Below are 15,330 nucleotides of genomic sequence, written 5' to 3'. Positions count from 1 at the left end.
TGGCCAGACCGCCAGACGGGTTGTGCCTTCAACCACAGGGGGCGATTTCGCCCCCGTTGTCTCCGGTGAAGAGCAGCGTGAGCTGCTTCGGCGCCGCCCCCGCCACCAGGGGCAGCAGGAGCAGCAGCGCGAGCGCGGCGAGCCGCGGCGGACGCAGGTTCATTTCTTCCCCTTCTTGGCGGGCGTCTTCGCGGCCTTGTCCAGCTCGGCGAGGCGCTCTTTCGCCGTCTTGGCCGCCGCGGACTTCGGGTAGCCCTTCACGAGCTCCTCGAGGGCCAGCCGCGACTCGTCCTTCATCTTCAGCTTGGAGAAGCACTCCGAGGAGCGCAGGTACGCGTCCGGCGCGGACGACGCCTTGGGGTAGTCCTGCACCACCTTGCCGTACTCGAAGAGGGCCTCGCGGCAGCGGGACTCGGTGAAGTACGTCTCGCCGAGGCCATAGTGGGCGTCCGCCACCAGCGCGTCCTTGGACCACTTCTTCAGGAACTCGTTGTAGAGCTGGCGCGCCAGGGGCACGTCGCCCGCCTTCGCCTTCTCCTGGGCGAGCGCGAGGAACTCCTTCTTGTCGGCGGGGCGCTGGAGCTCCTCGGCCTTCTTCTTGGCCTCGGCCTCCTTCACCGCCTCCGCGCCCTGCATGGCGACGAGCTTCTTGTCCTGCTCGCCCAGGGCCGTCTCCAGCTCGGTGATTTTGTGGAGGTAGGTCTCCACCTGGCCACGGAGCTGGGCGAGGTCCTCGACGGACTTCTGGAGCTGGATGCCGATGTCCGCGTCCTTGCGGCGCGCGGCGGTGTCCAGGCCCTGGAGGGCCTTGGTGACCTCGGCGACCTTCTCATCGATTTTCGGCAGGGTGGCGGCGAGCTGGCCGCGCGCTTCCTTCAACTCCGCCTGCATCTGGGCAGTCTCCGCGCCGAGCCGGTCCACCTTCGCCTCGAGGGCGCGGCCACGGTCGGCGGGATAGAAGCAACCAGGGAGTGCCAGCAGCAGGGCGAACAGGACGAGCCTTCGCATGGGGCACGCATCTTACGGCCGAACGCCCCGCCTGTCCGGACTTCTCGCGGGGGCCGGGGTGGAGAGCCCGCCCGGCTGCTCCTTCAGCCCGTCCGGCCGGCCGCCTCCAGGCGCTCGGTGGCGTGCGCGCAGGCCACCTGGAGCCGGGCGGGGTTGAGGAAGAAGGGCACGGCCCGCGCACGGCCCGCCTCCAGGGACTGGAGCGCGCGGCGGTACTCGACGCAGGCCTCGTCGGGCCGCCCCCCCTGCTCCAGCAGCAGCCCCAGCAGGTAGCGCGCGGCGGCGTGGTCCGGGTCCAGCGCGAGGCAGCGGCGAAGGTCCTTCTCGGCCACGTCCTCCGTGCCCCCGGAGGACGTCCCGTCGAGGACGCCCGCGAAGAGGTGGTCCGCCTCGGCGGAGGCGGGCTCGACGCGTGGCGGAGGCCGGGCGGACGGAAGCCCCCGGCCCGCCTCACCCGGACGCCCGGCGTCAATCCCCTTCCGCCCGTTCGCCCCGGGCCCCGGAGCCCCCACCGTCGGGAAGCTGCCGGAATCCCGCTTCCGCTCCAGGGGGAAGGCCGGGGCGCCCCCACCTTCGGGGGCCTCGTCCGCGCGCACGTAGAAGAAGGCCTGCTCGCCGCGCAGCACCCGCAGCGACGTCGGCAACTGGAGCAGCGGCTCCGAGGAGGAGAGCACCAGCGTGCCGCCGGGCGCCAGACTTCCGGCGAGCACCTCCACCGTCCGCTGGAAGGCCTCCACCGTGAAGTAGATGAGCACGTTGCGGCAGAAGATGACGTCGAAGCCGCCGCCGCCCGCCGGGGCCGGGTACGGCGTGTCCATCAGGTTGTGGAGCTGGAAGGTGGCCCGCTCGCGCAGGGCGGGCGCCAGCGCGACGCGCGCTCCCGCCTGGACGAAGTAGCGCTCGCGCGTCCCGGCGGGCACCCGGCGGAGCTGCTCCGGGGCGAAGCCCAGCCCCTGGGCCTGCCGCAGCGCGGGCGCGGAGATGTCCGTGCCCAGCACCGTGCTGCCCGCCTCCGCTCCCGCCTCCGCCAGCAGCACCAGCAGCGTGGCCACCTCCTCGCCCGTGGCGCAGCCCGCGCTCCACACGCGCAGCGGCCGCCGCGCCCGGTCCACCAGCGGAACGAGCACCTGGGTGCGAAAGGCGGAGAGCTGCACCTCGTCCCGGAAGAGGTCCGTCTTGTGGACCACCACCGCGTTGATGAGCGCCTCCAATTCCAGCGCGCCGGACGGGGACTTGAGGTGGTTGAGGTACTGCTGAGGGGTGAGTCCGTGGCTGCGCGCGGCCAGCCGCTCATCCAGCCGGCGGACCTGGGGCCCGCTCAGCGACATGCCCGTACGCGCCGTGAGAAAGGCACGCACAGCCGCCCATCGCGCCTCGGCGGCCCCCACCCGGACTCAGCGCCCCACGGCGAGGGACTCACCCCGGGCCAGCCGCGCCAGCGTGCTCGCGACGTCGTCCCCGTGGATGAGGTGGTCCACCGCCTTGCGCTCCACCGCCGCGCCCGGCATGCCGAAGACCACGCAGGACTCCTCGTTCTGCGCCAGCGTCAGCCCTCCGGCCTGTTTGATGGACAGGAGCCCCTCCGCGCCATCCGCGCCCATGCCCGTGAGCACCAGGCCCACCGCGCGCCGGCCATAGGTCCGCGCCGCGCTCTCCAGCAGCACCGTACCGGAGGGCATGTGCCCGTCGCGCTCCACGCCCGGCTTGAGCCCCACCCGCCCCCGGAAGGGGATGACGAGGTGCTGCCCCGGCGGGGCGATGAGCACGTGCCCCGGCATCAGCGGCTCGCCGTCCTGCGCCAGCCGGACCTTGAGGCGGCTGGTGCCCCCGAGCCACCCCGCCAGCGACTCCGCGAAGGCCGAGTTGATGTGCTGGACGATGACGATGGGCGCCGGGAAGTCCGCCGGCAGCTCCGACAACATCCGGAAGAGCACCTGCGGCCCGCCCGTGCTGGCCGCCACGGCCACCACGCCCATGGACACCGCCGGCAGCACCGAGGTGGCCACCCGGGGCGGGGTGATGTTGCCCTTCTGCGGCCGGCGGATGTGGCGGATGACGCGCACCGAGGACAGCAGCTTGATTTCGCGGACCAGGTTCCACGCGTCCGGCCCGGCGTCGATGGCGGGCTTTATCTGCAGGGCGAGCGCCCCCAGCTCCAGCGAGCGGTACGTCAGCTCCGGGGCCTGCGAGCGCGGGTCCGCCGTGAGCACCAGGATGGGCGTGGGACACTCGGCCATGATGTGCTCGGTGGCCGTCAGCCCGTCCATGACGGGCATGTCCACGTCCATGGTGATGACGTGGGGACGCAGCTCCTTCGTCATCTCGATGGCCTGCTTGCCGTCCGCGCAGGAGCCCACGACCTGGATGTCCGGGTCCTTCGTCAGCGCGTCGCAGATGAGCTGTCGGCAGATGAGTGAGTCATCGACCACCAGCACCGACACTTTCTTGCCCATGCCCTGTCCATACCCCGTGCGCGAGTCGGGGAGTATAGCCAATGCGCGGGACTGTCCTCAGGACGTTGAGGGCGGTGCCTGTCAGCCCAACAGGCGCCCCACCACATCCACCAGGTCCTGTCGTACCAGGTCCCCCTTGGTGATGTAGCCGTCCGCCCCGGCCGCCAACCCACGCCGCCGGTCCTCTTCGCCACCACGCGTGGTGAGGATGACGACGGGCAGGCGGGAGTGGGTGGGGTGGTCCTTGAGGAGCCGGGTGAGCTCCAGGCCGTCCACCCCCGGCATCTCCAGGTCCGTGACGACGAGGTCCAGCGGGTGGGAGTCCACCGTGTCCAGGGCCTCGGCCCCGTCGCCGGCCATGACGGTGTCGTACCCCACCGCCTCCAGGAGGTTGGAGATGAGCTCCCGGGTGAGGGGCGAGTCGTCCACCACGAGGATGCGACGGCGCCGGGAGCCCAGGCCCGGGGACGTCGAGCGGGGCAGCCGCAGCGGGCCCGTGCCATGGGCGCTGGCGGTGAGGTAGGCGGCCGACAACACCATGGCCAGGCGCCCGTCCGCCAGGCACGTGGCGCCGGCGAGGTGGGCGAAGCGGGCGAGCACGCCCCGTACGGGGAGGATGGCCTGGACGCGCTCCTCCAGCACCCGGTCCACCATCAGCGCGGCGGCGCCGCCCTGGCTCCGCACCACCAGCACCAGCTCCCCCTCGCGCACGGGGCGCTCGGGCGCGAGCCCCAGCAGCGAGGCCAGCGGCGCGAGCGGCAGCACCCGTCCCTCCACCAGCAGCGAGGGGCGGCCGGCCACCTCGCACAGGTTCATCGACTCCACCTTGACGGCGCGCGAGACGTGGGTGGCGCTGAGGGCCAGCGTCTCCTCGCCCACCTGGATGAAGAGCAGCGGCGCCACGGTGAGGGAGACGGGCACCCTCACCTCGAAGATGGTGCCCCAGCCGGGCGCGGACTCCACCCCCACGTCGCCGCCCAGCGCCTGGATGGAGGTGCGCACCGCGTCCAGCCCCACGCCCCGACCCGACAGGTCGGTCACCACCTCGCGGGAGGTGAAGCCGGAGAGGAAGATGAGCTCGCGGGCGGCGGCGTCCGACAAGGCGTTGGCGGCGCCCTCGTCCAGGAAGCCCCGGCGCACCGCCACCTTGCGCAGCTGGACGGGGTCCAGCCCCATGCCGTCGTCCTCCACGCGAAGGACGATGCGGCTGCCCTCGCGCGCGGCGCGCAGCGTGAGGCAGCCCCGAGGCTTCTTGTCCGAGGCCACCCGGTCCACGCGCGTCTCCAGCCCGTGGTCCAGCGCGTTGCGCACCAGGTGCATGAGCGGCTCGCGCAGGGCCTCCACCACCGCCCGGTCCGCGCGGGTGTCCTCGCCGTCGACGACGAGCTCCACTTCCTTGCCCAGCGAGCGTGACAAGTCCCGCACCATGCGCGGGTAGGGCTCGAAGAGGACGGACAGCGGGAGCATGCGCAGCGTCTGCACCTCCTCCACCACCATCCCCAAATCTCGCAGCTCCGCGTTGGACAGCAGCTTGGACTCGCGGTGGAGCGCGGCGGCCAGCTCCTTGGCCGTGCCCAGCCGCGCGGCCAGCGCCGCCCCCGCGGGCCCCAGGTCCTCCGCCTCGCGCGCCAGCTGGCTCAGCTCGCGGGCCAGGGCCAGGCGCCGGGCGTTGGCCAGCTCCCGCCGCCGCGCCACCTGCGTGAGGTTGGTGACGGCGCTGGTCAGCACGTCCAGGCTGGCCACGCCGATGCGCACCGCCGTGTCCGTGCGCGCCTCCCCCTGACGGGCGGGCGTCGTGGCCCCACCGGGCCCCCGCCCCGCCGCGGCGTTCGGGGCCGGCATCCGTCCCATCGTCGCCGCCGCGCTGGACGTGGCGGTGGGGGGCGCCGTGGCCGCCGCCGCGAGCGGGAGTGCCGGTTCCCGGTGGGTTGCCGGGGCGCCGGAAGCACCTCCCGAGGCCACGCCGGGCGCGCTCTTCAACAGGAGCGCCCTGCGCGCCGTACCGCTCGAGGCCCCAGGCTCGCTCCGCACCGGGCTTCCCGAAGTCTCGCCCCCCCCCGGCGCCGGCGCGCCCGCGGCCTCCCGTCCGGCGTCGCCGCGCGGGCTCGTGGCGGAAGTCGCCGGGACGGGCGCGGACTGCGGCATGACGAGGAGGGCGATGCGGTCCGCCTCCGCGCGGATGCAGGCCCGCAGCGAGCCGACGAGCTTGTCCACCTGCGGCGGCGCGTCCACGGAGGGCAGTGCCCCGGACAGCAGCAGCACCGCATCGGCGGCCAGCAGGAGCGCATCGGCGGACGGCGCGGAGAGGCTGTAGCGGTGGGACTCGGTGCAGCGGACCAGCTCCTCCATCTCGTGGACGAGCACGTTGATGTCGTCGAAGCCCATCATCCGGGCCTCGCCCTTGAGCCCGTGCAGCTCGCGAAGCACGCCCCGCCCGGCCTCCGCGGTCGCGCCGGCCTCCAGCTCCATGAGCGACCGGTTGATGCGCTCCAGGCGCACCGTCACCAGGTCCCGGAACTGCTTGAGCAGGCGGTCGCTCGGGTTCACCCGCCATCCTCCCGGAGCGTGTCCTGGCCAATCTGGAAGCGCTCCACCACACCGCGCAAGTCCCTCGCCAGCACCAGCAGGTCCGTGTTGGCGGTGCTCACCTGCTTGGTGGCGTTGAGGCTCTGCTGGGTGATGCGGAGGATGTCCGCCATCGTGTCCGCGAGCTGGTCCGTGCCCGTCTGCTGCTGCTGCGTGGCCAGGGAGATGGTCCGCACCGCGTCCGACGTCTGCCCGGCCAGGTCCACAATCTGCCGCAGGGACTCGGACACCTGCTGCGCCAGGTTGGTGCCCGTCTCCACCGCGCGCACGCCGCCCTCCGTGGCGGACACGGCCGCGGCGGACGCCTCGCGCACCTCCTCGATGAGCCCCTCGATTTCCTTGGTGGACTCCAGCACGTTCTCCGCGAGCCGCCGCATCTCCGCGGCCACCAGCGAGAAGCCCCGGCCCACCTCGCCCGCCTTGGTGCCCTCCAGCTCGGCGTTCAACGCCAGCAGGTCCGACTTGTCGGCCACGCCGTTGATGAACTCGACAATCTTGCCAATCTGCTGCACGCGCTTGTTGAGCCGCACCACCGCGGAGGCGATGGCGCCATTGTCCTGACGCATGCGGGCCATGGAGCCGAGGAAGGCCTCCGCGCTGCCCTGTCCGTGCTGCGCCGCGCCCAGCGTGCGGTGGGCGATTTCCGCCACCGAGCCCGCGTTCTCGGCAATCTGCCGCGCCGAGCGCGCCAGCTCCTCCGTGGTGGCGCTCGTCTCGTCCAGCGAGCTGGCCTGCTCCGCGGCGCCCGCCTCGTAGCGCCCGGAGGTGGAGAGGATTTCCTCCGTGGTGGCCGAAATCTGCGCTCCGGCGCGCTGGAGCTGGGACATGACGTCCGCCAGGTGCGCGCGCATGGTGGTGAAGGCGGCGGACACGTCCCAGATTTCGTCCTCGGCCGGCACCACGCGCGGGCTGGCCAGGTCACCCTCGGCGATGCGCCGCGCCTCGCTGGACAGCTCGCGCAGGGGCCGGCCCAGCAGCGTCCCTCCCAGCCAGGCGGTGGTGAGCGCCAGCCCGAAGACGAGCACCACCAGCACGCCGCCCGAGATGAGCGCCTCCATGAGCAGCCCGTTGGCCATCGACTGCTGTGTGGCCAGGCTGGGCTCCGCCTGCAATCGCGCGAAGAGCTGCTCCCTCAGCGCCGTGGCGAGCTGGGCGGACAGCACCGCGGGCGTCACCACGCAAATGAAGGTGAAGGCCACCAGTCGCGCGCGAATCTCTCCCCGGCGGGGCATGGCGGCGATGAGCTGCGGGTGCGTCATGCCCAGCTCCGCCAGCCACAGCACCACCCTGCGGGAGCGGAGGATGACGAGGCAGTGGACGAGCAGCGCGGTGAGCGGGCCGAACAGCAGCCCCAGCCCCGCGATGTGCCCCGCCACCCCCCACGGCACCCCACCCAGGCCCCACATGACGCCCCCCAGGGAGATGGTGGTGAGCAGCCACAGCCCCAGCGAGCCGAGGAAGGCGTCGTCCGGAGCCCGCGTCACCTCGGCCACCGCCGCCGCCAGCTTCTCCGGCGTGGAGGGCACGTCCCCGCGCTCCAGCCCGCGCAGGGTGCGCATCCGCCCCAGGGATATCGCCGCGCCCGCCAGCAGCGTCATCGTCGTCAGGAACGCGCCCATGCCCCCGAAGAAGGCCATCTGCTCTTCCAGCGGCCCGGCCAGGGTCAACGAGGCGAAGTACAGGCTGAGCACCGCCCCTACCAGGTTGGCCAGGGGGATGGGAATCATCAGGTGTCGGCTGAAGGAGGCCCGCCGGGAGCCCTCGCGCGTGCTCATGGTCCCCTCACGCCCCATTTCCAGAGTCCACGCCAGAGCCCACGTGGAAGCGCTCCACCACCCGCTTCAAGTCCCGGGACAGCGAGGACAGGTCCGCGTTGGCCGCCGCCATCTGCTTGGTGGCCGCCGAGTTCTGCTCGGTGACGCGGAGGATGTCGCCCATGGCGGCCGCGAGCTGGTCCGTGCCCGTCTGCTGCTGCTGCGTGGCCAGGGAGATGCTCCGCACCGCATGGGACGTCTGCCGCGCCAGCTCCAGGATGAGGCTCAGGCTCTCGTCCACCTGGGCCGCCAGCACCGTGCCCGCGTCCGTCGTCTTCAGCCCCGCCTCGGTGGCCATCACCGCCGCGTGGGTGGCGTCGCGAATCTCCTCGATGAGCTGCTCAATCGCCTTGGTGGAGCGGATGACGTTCTCCGCCAGTCGCCGCATCTCCGCGGCCACCAGCGAGAAGCCCCGGCCCACCTCGCCCGCCTTGGTGCCCTCCAGCTCGGCGTTCAACGCCAGCAGGTCCGACTTGTCGGCAATCTCGTTGATGAACTCGACCACCTTGCCAATCTGCTGCACGCGCTTGTTGAGGCGGACGACGGCGTCGGCGATGGCCTGGTTGTCCTCCTTCATGCGCTGCATGGCGCCCAGGAAGGCGGCCGCGCCGCGCTGGCCCGTCTGCGCGGCGCCGAAGGTCGTCTCGGCGATGGCGGACACGGACTCGGCGTTGCCGGCAATCTGCTGCGCCGAGCGCGCCAGCTCCTCGGTGGTGGCGCTCGTCACGTTGAGCGAGCTGGCCTGCTCGTCCGCGCCGGACTCCTGCTCGCCGGAGGTGGCGACGAGCTGCTCGGTGGTGGTCGAAATCTGCAGGCCCGCGCGGCGCAGCTGGATGAGCGCCTGACCCAGCTGCGTCTGCATCTGCGCGAAGGCGGCGGAGGTGGCCCACACCTCGTCCTCCGCGGCGATGACGCGCGGCGGGCGCAGGTCCCCCTGGGCGATGCGCGTGGCGTCCTCGGTGATGGAGCGCAGCGGCTGGGCAATGACGGTGCCGCCCAGGTATGCGGTGAGCAGCACCAGCAGGGCGACGAGCCCTGACACCTCCAGCCTGGAGTTCTCGTGAGCGCGCTCCACGGCCCGCGCGTTGTCATCTTCCGTGGACGCCTCCAGCACCTGGTCCACCGCGCTCAGGGTGTGGAAGACAGACGCATCGAGGATGAAGAGCGAGGGGCTGAGCACCGCGATGGCGGTGAAGAGCACCATGCGTCGGCGCAGCTGCATGCGCCGGGGAGGCACCGTGGCCACCACCTCCAGCGGCGACAGCCCCTGCGCGGCGATGAGCTCCACGGCGTTGCGCGCGCGGCGCGCGACCAGCAGGTAGAGGAACAGCGCGCTCAGCGGCCCCAGGGACACGCCCATCAGGACGATGCGAATCCCCATCAGCCAGGGGGAGGGGGCGTCCACCAGGGGCACGAAGAGGAGGGCCAGGACCAGCGCGCCGCCCCCCCAGTTCTGGAGGATGAAGGCGAAGGTCTTCTCGGGGAACGCGCGCGCCTCCAGCAGCGCGGCACGCAGGTGCTCCTTCGTGGGAGGCAGGCGCTGCTCGCCCAGCGCGAACAGCACGCGGAGCACGCGCCGGGCATGCAGGCCGATGAGCCAGTGCGACACCCCCAGCGTGGCCGCCAACAGCAGGCCCATCTCGTCCCAGGTGCCCTGTGGCAGTGCATCCGTGCGCCAGCCGTGCAGCAGCGCCAGCACCGTGCCGACGATGCTGCCCAGCCAGGCGGGGCGCGCCGTCCACCGCGCCAGCCCCTTGAGTCCCTCGGGTGCCTTCATGTCGCCTCCACGAGTCCGCGCAGGAAGCGCTCGAAGTCCACCAACCCCACCAGCGGCCACAGCTTGCCCTGCACCAGGACGAAGCCCTGGAGGCTGCCGCCCGAGGCGACCACGGCCACCGGCGGCGCGGGCAGGAGCGGGTGCGGCTCGGCTTCAATCTCCAGCGTGTCCACGCCCACCGCCCCGCCCGTCGCGGACACCAGCACGCGGGTGGCGCCGTCAGGGACCTGGAAGGCCCGCCGGGCGGACGCCGCGGCCTGCCCCACCGCCGTGGAGATGGAGGCCACCTCGTGCGCGTGGAAGGCGAGGCGGTGCGGCCCCGCATGACACAGGAGCATTCCTCGGACGCCGGGAGGCCCCATGACTCAGGCGCCCTGGCTGAGGTGGTCGAAGAGGCCTTCGGGGTCGATGACGGCCACGTCCCGGGGGCCGCTCTTGGCGGGGCCGCGCAGGTGGACGTGGACGCCGGTGGGGCCGAGCGGGTCCAGCGTGCCCGTCACCGGGGAGACGCCGGCCACCGTGCTGGCCGTGAGGGCAAGGGTGCCGCGCGGGAGCCGCACCAGCACCGCCCGTCGGGACGACTGACTGGCACCGCCCACCAGCAGGCCCATGTCCACCACCGGGATGACTTCTCCCCGGTGGGCGAACACGCCGAGCAGGTGGGCCGGAGAGCCGGGCACCCGCGTGAGCTCGGGGAAGGTGACGACCTCCGCCGCGCTCTCCGCGGGCACCGCGTACCAGCTGCTACCGCAGGCGAAGACTAGATAGGACTGACGCGCTTCCGGCTCGTGGACGGCCATGACGCGCGCCAGCCTACCCCAGAACTACCGCTGGAACTCCACGCGGCGATTCTCCGACCACGACTCCTCGCTCGACGCGTTGGCGACGGGACGGGTCTCACCATAGCCCACCGTCTTGACCTGGTTGCCGGAGACGCCCAGGTCCGTCAGGTACCGCTTCACCGAGGCGGCGCGGCGGTTGGAGAGCTGGAGGTTGTACTCCTCCGTGCCGCGCTCGTCCGCATGCCCGGCAAGCGTGAGGGCGCCCTGCTGACCCGTCTTCATGCACTGGGCCAGGTCGGCCAGGCGCTGCTGGGCCTCGGAGGACAGCGAAGACTCGTTGAAGCCGAAACGGACGGGGCTCCAGTCGCAGCGGCTCGCGGAGGCCGTCACGCACTTGCCGGCCTGGCACTCCTGGCCCTCACCGCAGTCGGTGTTGGCGGAGCAGGTGTCCGACGGCACCTGGCAGCGGCCGGCCTGGCACTTGCCACCACCGGGGCACGCCGAGTCGTCCTTGCACTGGGCCTCGGCGCACTTGCCGGCCTCGCAGATGCGGCCCTCGCCACAGGCGCCGTCCGTCGTGCACTCCGGCGGCTTGGGGGCGCACTTGTTGGCCTGGCAGGTGAAGCCCTCCTTGCAGTTGGCGTCGGTGGCGCACTCCTGGCAGGTACCCTGGACGCAGACCTCGCCCTTCTCGGTGCAGGTCGAGTCGTCCTTGCAGTTGGGGTACGAAGGGGGGCAGCCGGTCAGCACGGCCAAGGCGAGGGAGAGCCCCGCCCAAAGGGTAATCCGACGCATCATTCCTCCCGAATTCGTGAAAAACGAATACACGCCCGCTAGGGGCAGGTTGCGACGCGTGTAGTCCCAGTGGCCGGGCGAGTCAAAGCATTTGTCCCATCCGCGACACCCCCTGCGCGCCCCGAAACCCTTGAATCTCCAAATATTTTCCGTGAAATTGTGCGGTCTGCCCGTGAGTGGCCGCGCCCCGCGGCCCAGCGCCGGGAACGCCCGCCATGCCCGCCTCCGTCCTCATCGTCGATGACGAAAAGAACATCCTCCTCACCCTGAGCCAGTCGCTGCAGCTGGCGGGGTACCAGACGCACCTGGCCAGCAGCGGGCAGGTGGCGCTGGACGTGGTGAGCGCGCGCCCGGTGGACGCGGTGTTGATGGACGTGAAGATGCCGGACATGGACGGCCTGTCGGCGCTGGCGCGGCTGACGGAGCTGCGGCCGGAGCTGCCCGTCATCATGATGTCCGGGCACGGCACGATTGACACGGCGGTGAAGGCGACGCAGCTGGGGGCGCGGGACTTCCTGGAGAAGCCCATCGCCCGCGAGCGGATGCTGGTGGCGCTGCGCAACGTGCTCAAGCACCAGGCGGCGATGGAGGAGTTGCAGGAGCTGCGGGCGCAGCTCGGGCGCTACGACATGGTGGGCAGCGGCCCGGCCATGCAGCGCATCTTCTCGCTCATCCAGCGCACGGCGCCCTCGGAGGGGCGGGTGCTGATTACCGGGGAGAACGGCACGGGCAAGGAGCTCATCGCCCGGGCGCTGCACCAGAACTCGCGGCGCAAGGGCCAGCCCTTCGTGAAGCTCAACTGCGCGGCGGTGCCGCATGACCTCATCGAGAGCGAGCTGTTCGGCCACGAGAAGGGCGCCTTCACCGGCGCGGTGAGCGTGCGCCGGGGCAAGTTCGAGCTGGCGCACGAGGGCACGCTCTTCCTGGACGAGATTGGCGACATGCCGCCGGCGATGCAGTCCAAGCTGTTGCGCGTCTTGCAGGAGGGCGAGTTGGAGCGCGTGGGCGGCGCGGAGACACTCAAGGTGGACGTTCGCGTCATCGCGGCGACGAACAAGAACCTCGAGAAGGAGATTGCCGCCGGGCGCTTCCGCGAAGACCTGTACTACCGCATCAACGTCGTCCAGATTCACTCGCCGCCCCTGCGCGAGCGACGTGAGGACCTGCCGGACCTCATCAACACCTTCTTGAACGAGGCCTGCGCGAAGAACGGGCGCCGGCCGCTGACGCTGTCCCCCGACGCGCTCGCGGTGATGAGCGCCTACGACTACCCCGGCAACGTGCGCGAATTGCGCAACCTGGTGGAGCGGCTGGCGATTCTCTGCGAGGGGCCGCTCGTCACCCGGACGGACGCGCTGGAGCTGCTGCCCCGGGGCCGGGCGCTGATGCCCGCCGCGCCCGCTTCCGAGGGGGCGCCCTCGAATGTCACCGCCCTGCCCTCCCCTGGCTCGGAGGCGGCGCTCGCGGTGGCCGCCACGGTGCCCGCGCCGGCACTGGGGGCTCCGGCAGTGTCGATGCCCCTGGCAGCGGCTCCCGCGCAGGTGGGCTTCCGGCCTCGCGCGGACCGCACCTTCCGCGACCAGGTGGAGGACGCGGAGCGGGACATCATCCAGTACGTGCTCGCGCACACGCACGACAACGTCACCGAGGCCGCGCGACTGCTCGACCTGGAGCGTGGGCACTTCTACAAGAAGATGAAGGCGCTGGGCCTGCGGCGGGGACAGTCAGAGTCGTAGGGGCTCGCGGCTCCTGCTCCGCGCCACGGGAGTCAGGCGTGGCAGGGATTGTCCAGAACTCACCAACTCGTGATGGCGCCTGGGATATAGTCCAGGTGTGCCACCAGGACCGCTCGCGGCCGGGCGTTCGGATGAGTCATCTGGCAAGGCACTACACCTGCCGCAAGAAAGAATGGCGCATCCTTGCAATTCCAGCTCAGGACAGCCCTTGTTGCCGCCGTCGTGCTTCTTACCGCCTGTGGCGTAGACGAGAAGGATTACCAGGAGTCGACTGGAGCTGAATCACAGACGCTTTCGCACAACAGCGTGGAGCAGACGGGCGCGCTCGCCTGCACTCCCTACATTATATCAGAGTATACCCCCCTCTGCCAGGACATTACAGTGCTGCTGGCAAACGCAGACGTGCACTGCGCCGAAATGGGCATGACGCGAGCCAACCACATGTTTTCTACCTGGTGCGACACGCCCTCTCCCACCTGCCAGGGCTACCCCGTCGGCTACGTTTGCCGTTTCGGATACTTCTGTTGCGAGTAGTGCCCAGGCGGGGCGGGGGTGTGCAGGGCCCGCAGCTCTCGGATGATATAGGGCTCCTCTCACCTCTCCACGTGTAGCTCGCGGGTGTGCTGCGACCGGGCCCGGCGATTCCGGGCCCGGCCTGGCACGCCACTCTCCCGGTGGGGTGTTGACCTGGAGGTCGCACCTGACATGCCATGGCGCTTTCACTCGTGAGCCGCCGGACGCAATCGCCTTGAGCCGCAACGGGCATGTCGCATCAATGCGTGGCACCGACGTCATGAGGACCGCAACCGCGACGCGGCCTACGAAACGCCAAGCATGCGCAGCACCGCCGCCGTCCCGGCCGCGGCGACCACCACCACGACGAAGGGCAGCCGCCACCAGGCCACCAGCGCCCCCACGGCCACGCCCGCCGTCCGGGCCCAGCCCGTGAAGCCGCCATTCGAGGTCAGCGTCGCCGTGGCCACCAGCGCGGAGAGCAGGGCAATCGCCGACAGCGTCAACAGTCGCTGCACTCGCGTGGATATCTGAATGCGCTGACTGAGCAGCGGACCCGCCAGCCGGAAGGCGTATGTGCCGGCGGCGAGCACCAGGATGGTCAGCAGCGTCATCGCAGGGCCACCGCCACGCCGAGCAACGCCAGGAGCACCGGCAGTCCAGCGGGAAGCACGGGCGTGGTGACCAGCGCGATGAGCGCGCCCACGAGCGCCACCCGGCGTGCCATGGCCGCCGCATTCCCCGACCTCGGCGCCGCCGCTCCCGTCGCGTCCTGGCCACCCTCCGCCGGAGCCTTCTCCTCGGGTGAAGCCCTCAGCGAGGGCAGCAGCAACGCGAACATCGCGGCCGGAAACGCGGCATCCAGCCCCAGCGCATCCGGGTCCCCCAGCGCCCGCCCCGCCAGCGCGCCCACGAGCACGCCGACGTTCCACGCCACGAACAGCGTCCCGCCACAGAGCCAGTACGCGGCGCGCCGCCGGGCCGGGTCCTTCTGCGCCAGGGCGAAGGCCACCGACTCGTCCACCATCAGGTGTGAGCCGAGCAACCGCAGCGGCCACGTCCTCCCCAGCACGTCGGAGACCACCAGGCCGAACGGCAGGTGCCGCGCATTCAGCAACAGCCCGGCGAGCACCGCGGCCACCGGGCTTCCACCGCCAGCCACCACGCCCACCACCATGAACTGCGAGCCGCCCGCGAAGACCAGCACCGACATCAGCGAGGCGAGCCAGACGGACACGCCCGCCGCCACCGCGATGGCGCCGAACGACACGCCCACCACGCCCGCCGCCGCGGCGATGGCTGCGACATCACGGACCAGGGCGCGCTCGACAGTGGCCATGGCGGCGCATGCTACACGCGCGCTCCCTGCCCGGTGTCCGGACTCGCGCTTCCCGCGAAGCAGCTTCGCCGTGGGCGCAGGCTCTGAAACTTGATAAACTGGGATTACCCGTCTACTTCATTTCTACAGACAGGCAGGAGCCCATCATGTTGACGAAGCACGTCCTCATCGTCGGTGTCGCCGCCCTCCTCCTGGGTGCTTGTGGTGAAGGTTCTCCGGAAGAGCTGGCGCAGGAGTCGCTCGATAGCACCGAGCAGGCCCTGCTCTATCAGTGCCCCTGGAGCAGCAGTTGGAAGCGCACCTGGTATTCGACCACCACGGGCCTGGAAGTCGGCGTCGAGTACTGCTCGTGCGAAGGCACCCTCGAGAAGTATGGAACGACGCGAGGCCGCTACGAGCAGCAGCTCTTCTCCTATTGCCAGTGAGCCCTCGCGGCCCCTGCTGGCAGGCGACGGAGCCAGCGGTGCGCGGTAGCAAGCCGGGAGCACCCGGCAGAGACGCGGAGTAGCGGCCCCGGGCGGCCGGGC

General features: G+C 71.3%; 14 protein-coding genes. 2 read left to right on the top strand and 12 right to left on the bottom strand.

From position 1 onward, the window contains the following. Positions 1-28 precede the first annotated feature (28 nt). From G4D85_RS50315 to G4D85_RS17365, 10 genes are all read right to left on the bottom strand, one after another. The gene (locus G4D85_RS50315) at positions 29-163 is read right to left on the bottom strand and encodes a hypothetical protein (protein ID WP_275899187.1); all 135 of its coding nucleotides are present in this window, start codon (positions 161-163) and stop codon (positions 29-31) included. After that, entirely contained in the window at positions 160-1,008 is an 849-nt protein-coding gene (locus G4D85_RS17405) for a tetratricopeptide repeat protein (protein ID WP_164013299.1), read from the bottom strand. The genes G4D85_RS50315 and G4D85_RS17405 overlap by 4 nt, the downstream gene beginning before the upstream one ends. 83 nt (positions 1,009-1,091) lie before the next feature. Continuing rightward, the gene (locus tag G4D85_RS17400; protein ID WP_164013297.1) at positions 1,092-2,336 is read right to left on the bottom strand and encodes a CheR family methyltransferase; all 1,245 of its coding nucleotides are present in this window, start codon (positions 2,334-2,336) and stop codon (positions 1,092-1,094) included. Between the two features lie 66 nt (positions 2,337-2,402). Further along, positions 2,403-3,461 (bottom strand): chemotaxis-specific protein-glutamate methyltransferase CheB, encoded by a 1,059-nt coding sequence (gene cheB / locus G4D85_RS17395; RefSeq protein WP_164013295.1) that lies wholly within the window; start codon positions 3,459-3,461, stop codon positions 2,403-2,405. Between the two features lie 81 nt (positions 3,462-3,542). Further along, complete coding sequence (locus tag G4D85_RS17390) at positions 3,543-6,008, bottom strand: hybrid sensor histidine kinase/response regulator (RefSeq protein ID WP_164013293.1); 2,466 nt, start codon at positions 6,006-6,008, stop codon at positions 3,543-3,545. Next, positions 6,005-7,822, bottom strand: a complete 1,818-nt coding sequence (locus G4D85_RS17385) for a methyl-accepting chemotaxis protein (RefSeq protein WP_164013291.1) — start codon at positions 7,820-7,822, stop codon at positions 6,005-6,007. The genes G4D85_RS17390 and G4D85_RS17385 overlap by 4 nt, the downstream gene beginning before the upstream one ends. Positions 7,823-7,829: 7 nt before the next feature. Then, complete coding sequence (locus G4D85_RS17380) at positions 7,830-9,638, bottom strand: methyl-accepting chemotaxis protein (protein ID WP_164013289.1); 1,809 nt, start codon at positions 9,636-9,638, stop codon at positions 7,830-7,832. After that, positions 9,635-9,976: a protein CrdC gene (locus tag G4D85_RS17375; protein WP_240359333.1), complete on the bottom strand. Its 342-nt coding sequence runs from the start codon at positions 9,974-9,976 to the stop codon at positions 9,635-9,637. The genes G4D85_RS17380 and G4D85_RS17375 overlap by 4 nt, the downstream gene beginning before the upstream one ends. A 27-nt stretch (positions 9,977-10,003) precedes the next feature. Continuing rightward, the gene (locus G4D85_RS17370; protein WP_164013285.1) at positions 10,004-10,438 is read right to left on the bottom strand and encodes a chemotaxis protein CheW; all 435 of its coding nucleotides are present in this window, start codon (positions 10,436-10,438) and stop codon (positions 10,004-10,006) included. A 24-nt stretch (positions 10,439-10,462) separates the two neighbouring features. Beyond that, complete coding sequence (locus G4D85_RS17365; RefSeq protein ID WP_164013628.1) at positions 10,463-11,215, bottom strand: OmpA family protein; 753 nt, start codon at positions 11,213-11,215, stop codon at positions 10,463-10,465. Between the two features lie 215 nt (positions 11,216-11,430). Here G4D85_RS17365 and G4D85_RS17360 point away from each other — a divergent pair, with 215 nt between their 5' ends. Next, positions 11,431-12,951: a sigma-54-dependent transcriptional regulator gene (locus G4D85_RS17360; RefSeq protein ID WP_164013283.1), complete on the top strand. Its 1,521-nt coding sequence runs from the start codon at positions 11,431-11,433 to the stop codon at positions 12,949-12,951. 818 nt (positions 12,952-13,769) lie between these two features. Here the strand turns inward: G4D85_RS17360 and G4D85_RS17355 are convergent. Together G4D85_RS17355 and G4D85_RS17350 are read right to left on the bottom strand one after the other, a co-directional pair. Further along, positions 13,770-14,078 (bottom strand): AzlD domain-containing protein, encoded by a 309-nt coding sequence (locus tag G4D85_RS17355; RefSeq protein WP_164013282.1) that lies wholly within the window; start codon positions 14,076-14,078, stop codon positions 13,770-13,772. After that, complete coding sequence (locus G4D85_RS17350; protein WP_164013280.1) at positions 14,075-14,803, bottom strand: AzlC family ABC transporter permease; 729 nt, start codon at positions 14,801-14,803, stop codon at positions 14,075-14,077. The genes G4D85_RS17355 and G4D85_RS17350 overlap by 4 nt, the downstream gene beginning before the upstream one ends. Before the next feature lie 146 nt (positions 14,804-14,949). Between G4D85_RS17350 and G4D85_RS17345 the strand changes: the two genes are divergently transcribed. After that, positions 14,950-15,228 carry a hypothetical protein gene (locus tag G4D85_RS17345; RefSeq protein WP_164013278.1) on the top strand — a complete coding sequence of 93 codons (279 nt, stop codon included), beginning with the start codon at positions 14,950-14,952 and terminating at the stop codon, positions 15,226-15,228. Positions 15,229-15,330: the final 102 nt, after the last annotated feature.

Origin of the sequence: Pyxidicoccus trucidator (assembly GCF_010894435.1) — a bacterium.
GTDB classification, from domain to species: Bacteria; Myxococcota; Myxococcia; order Myxococcales; family Myxococcaceae; genus Myxococcus; species Myxococcus trucidator.
Note: the sequence above shows the minus strand (reverse complement) of the source record. Positions and strands in the feature narration are given on the sequence as shown.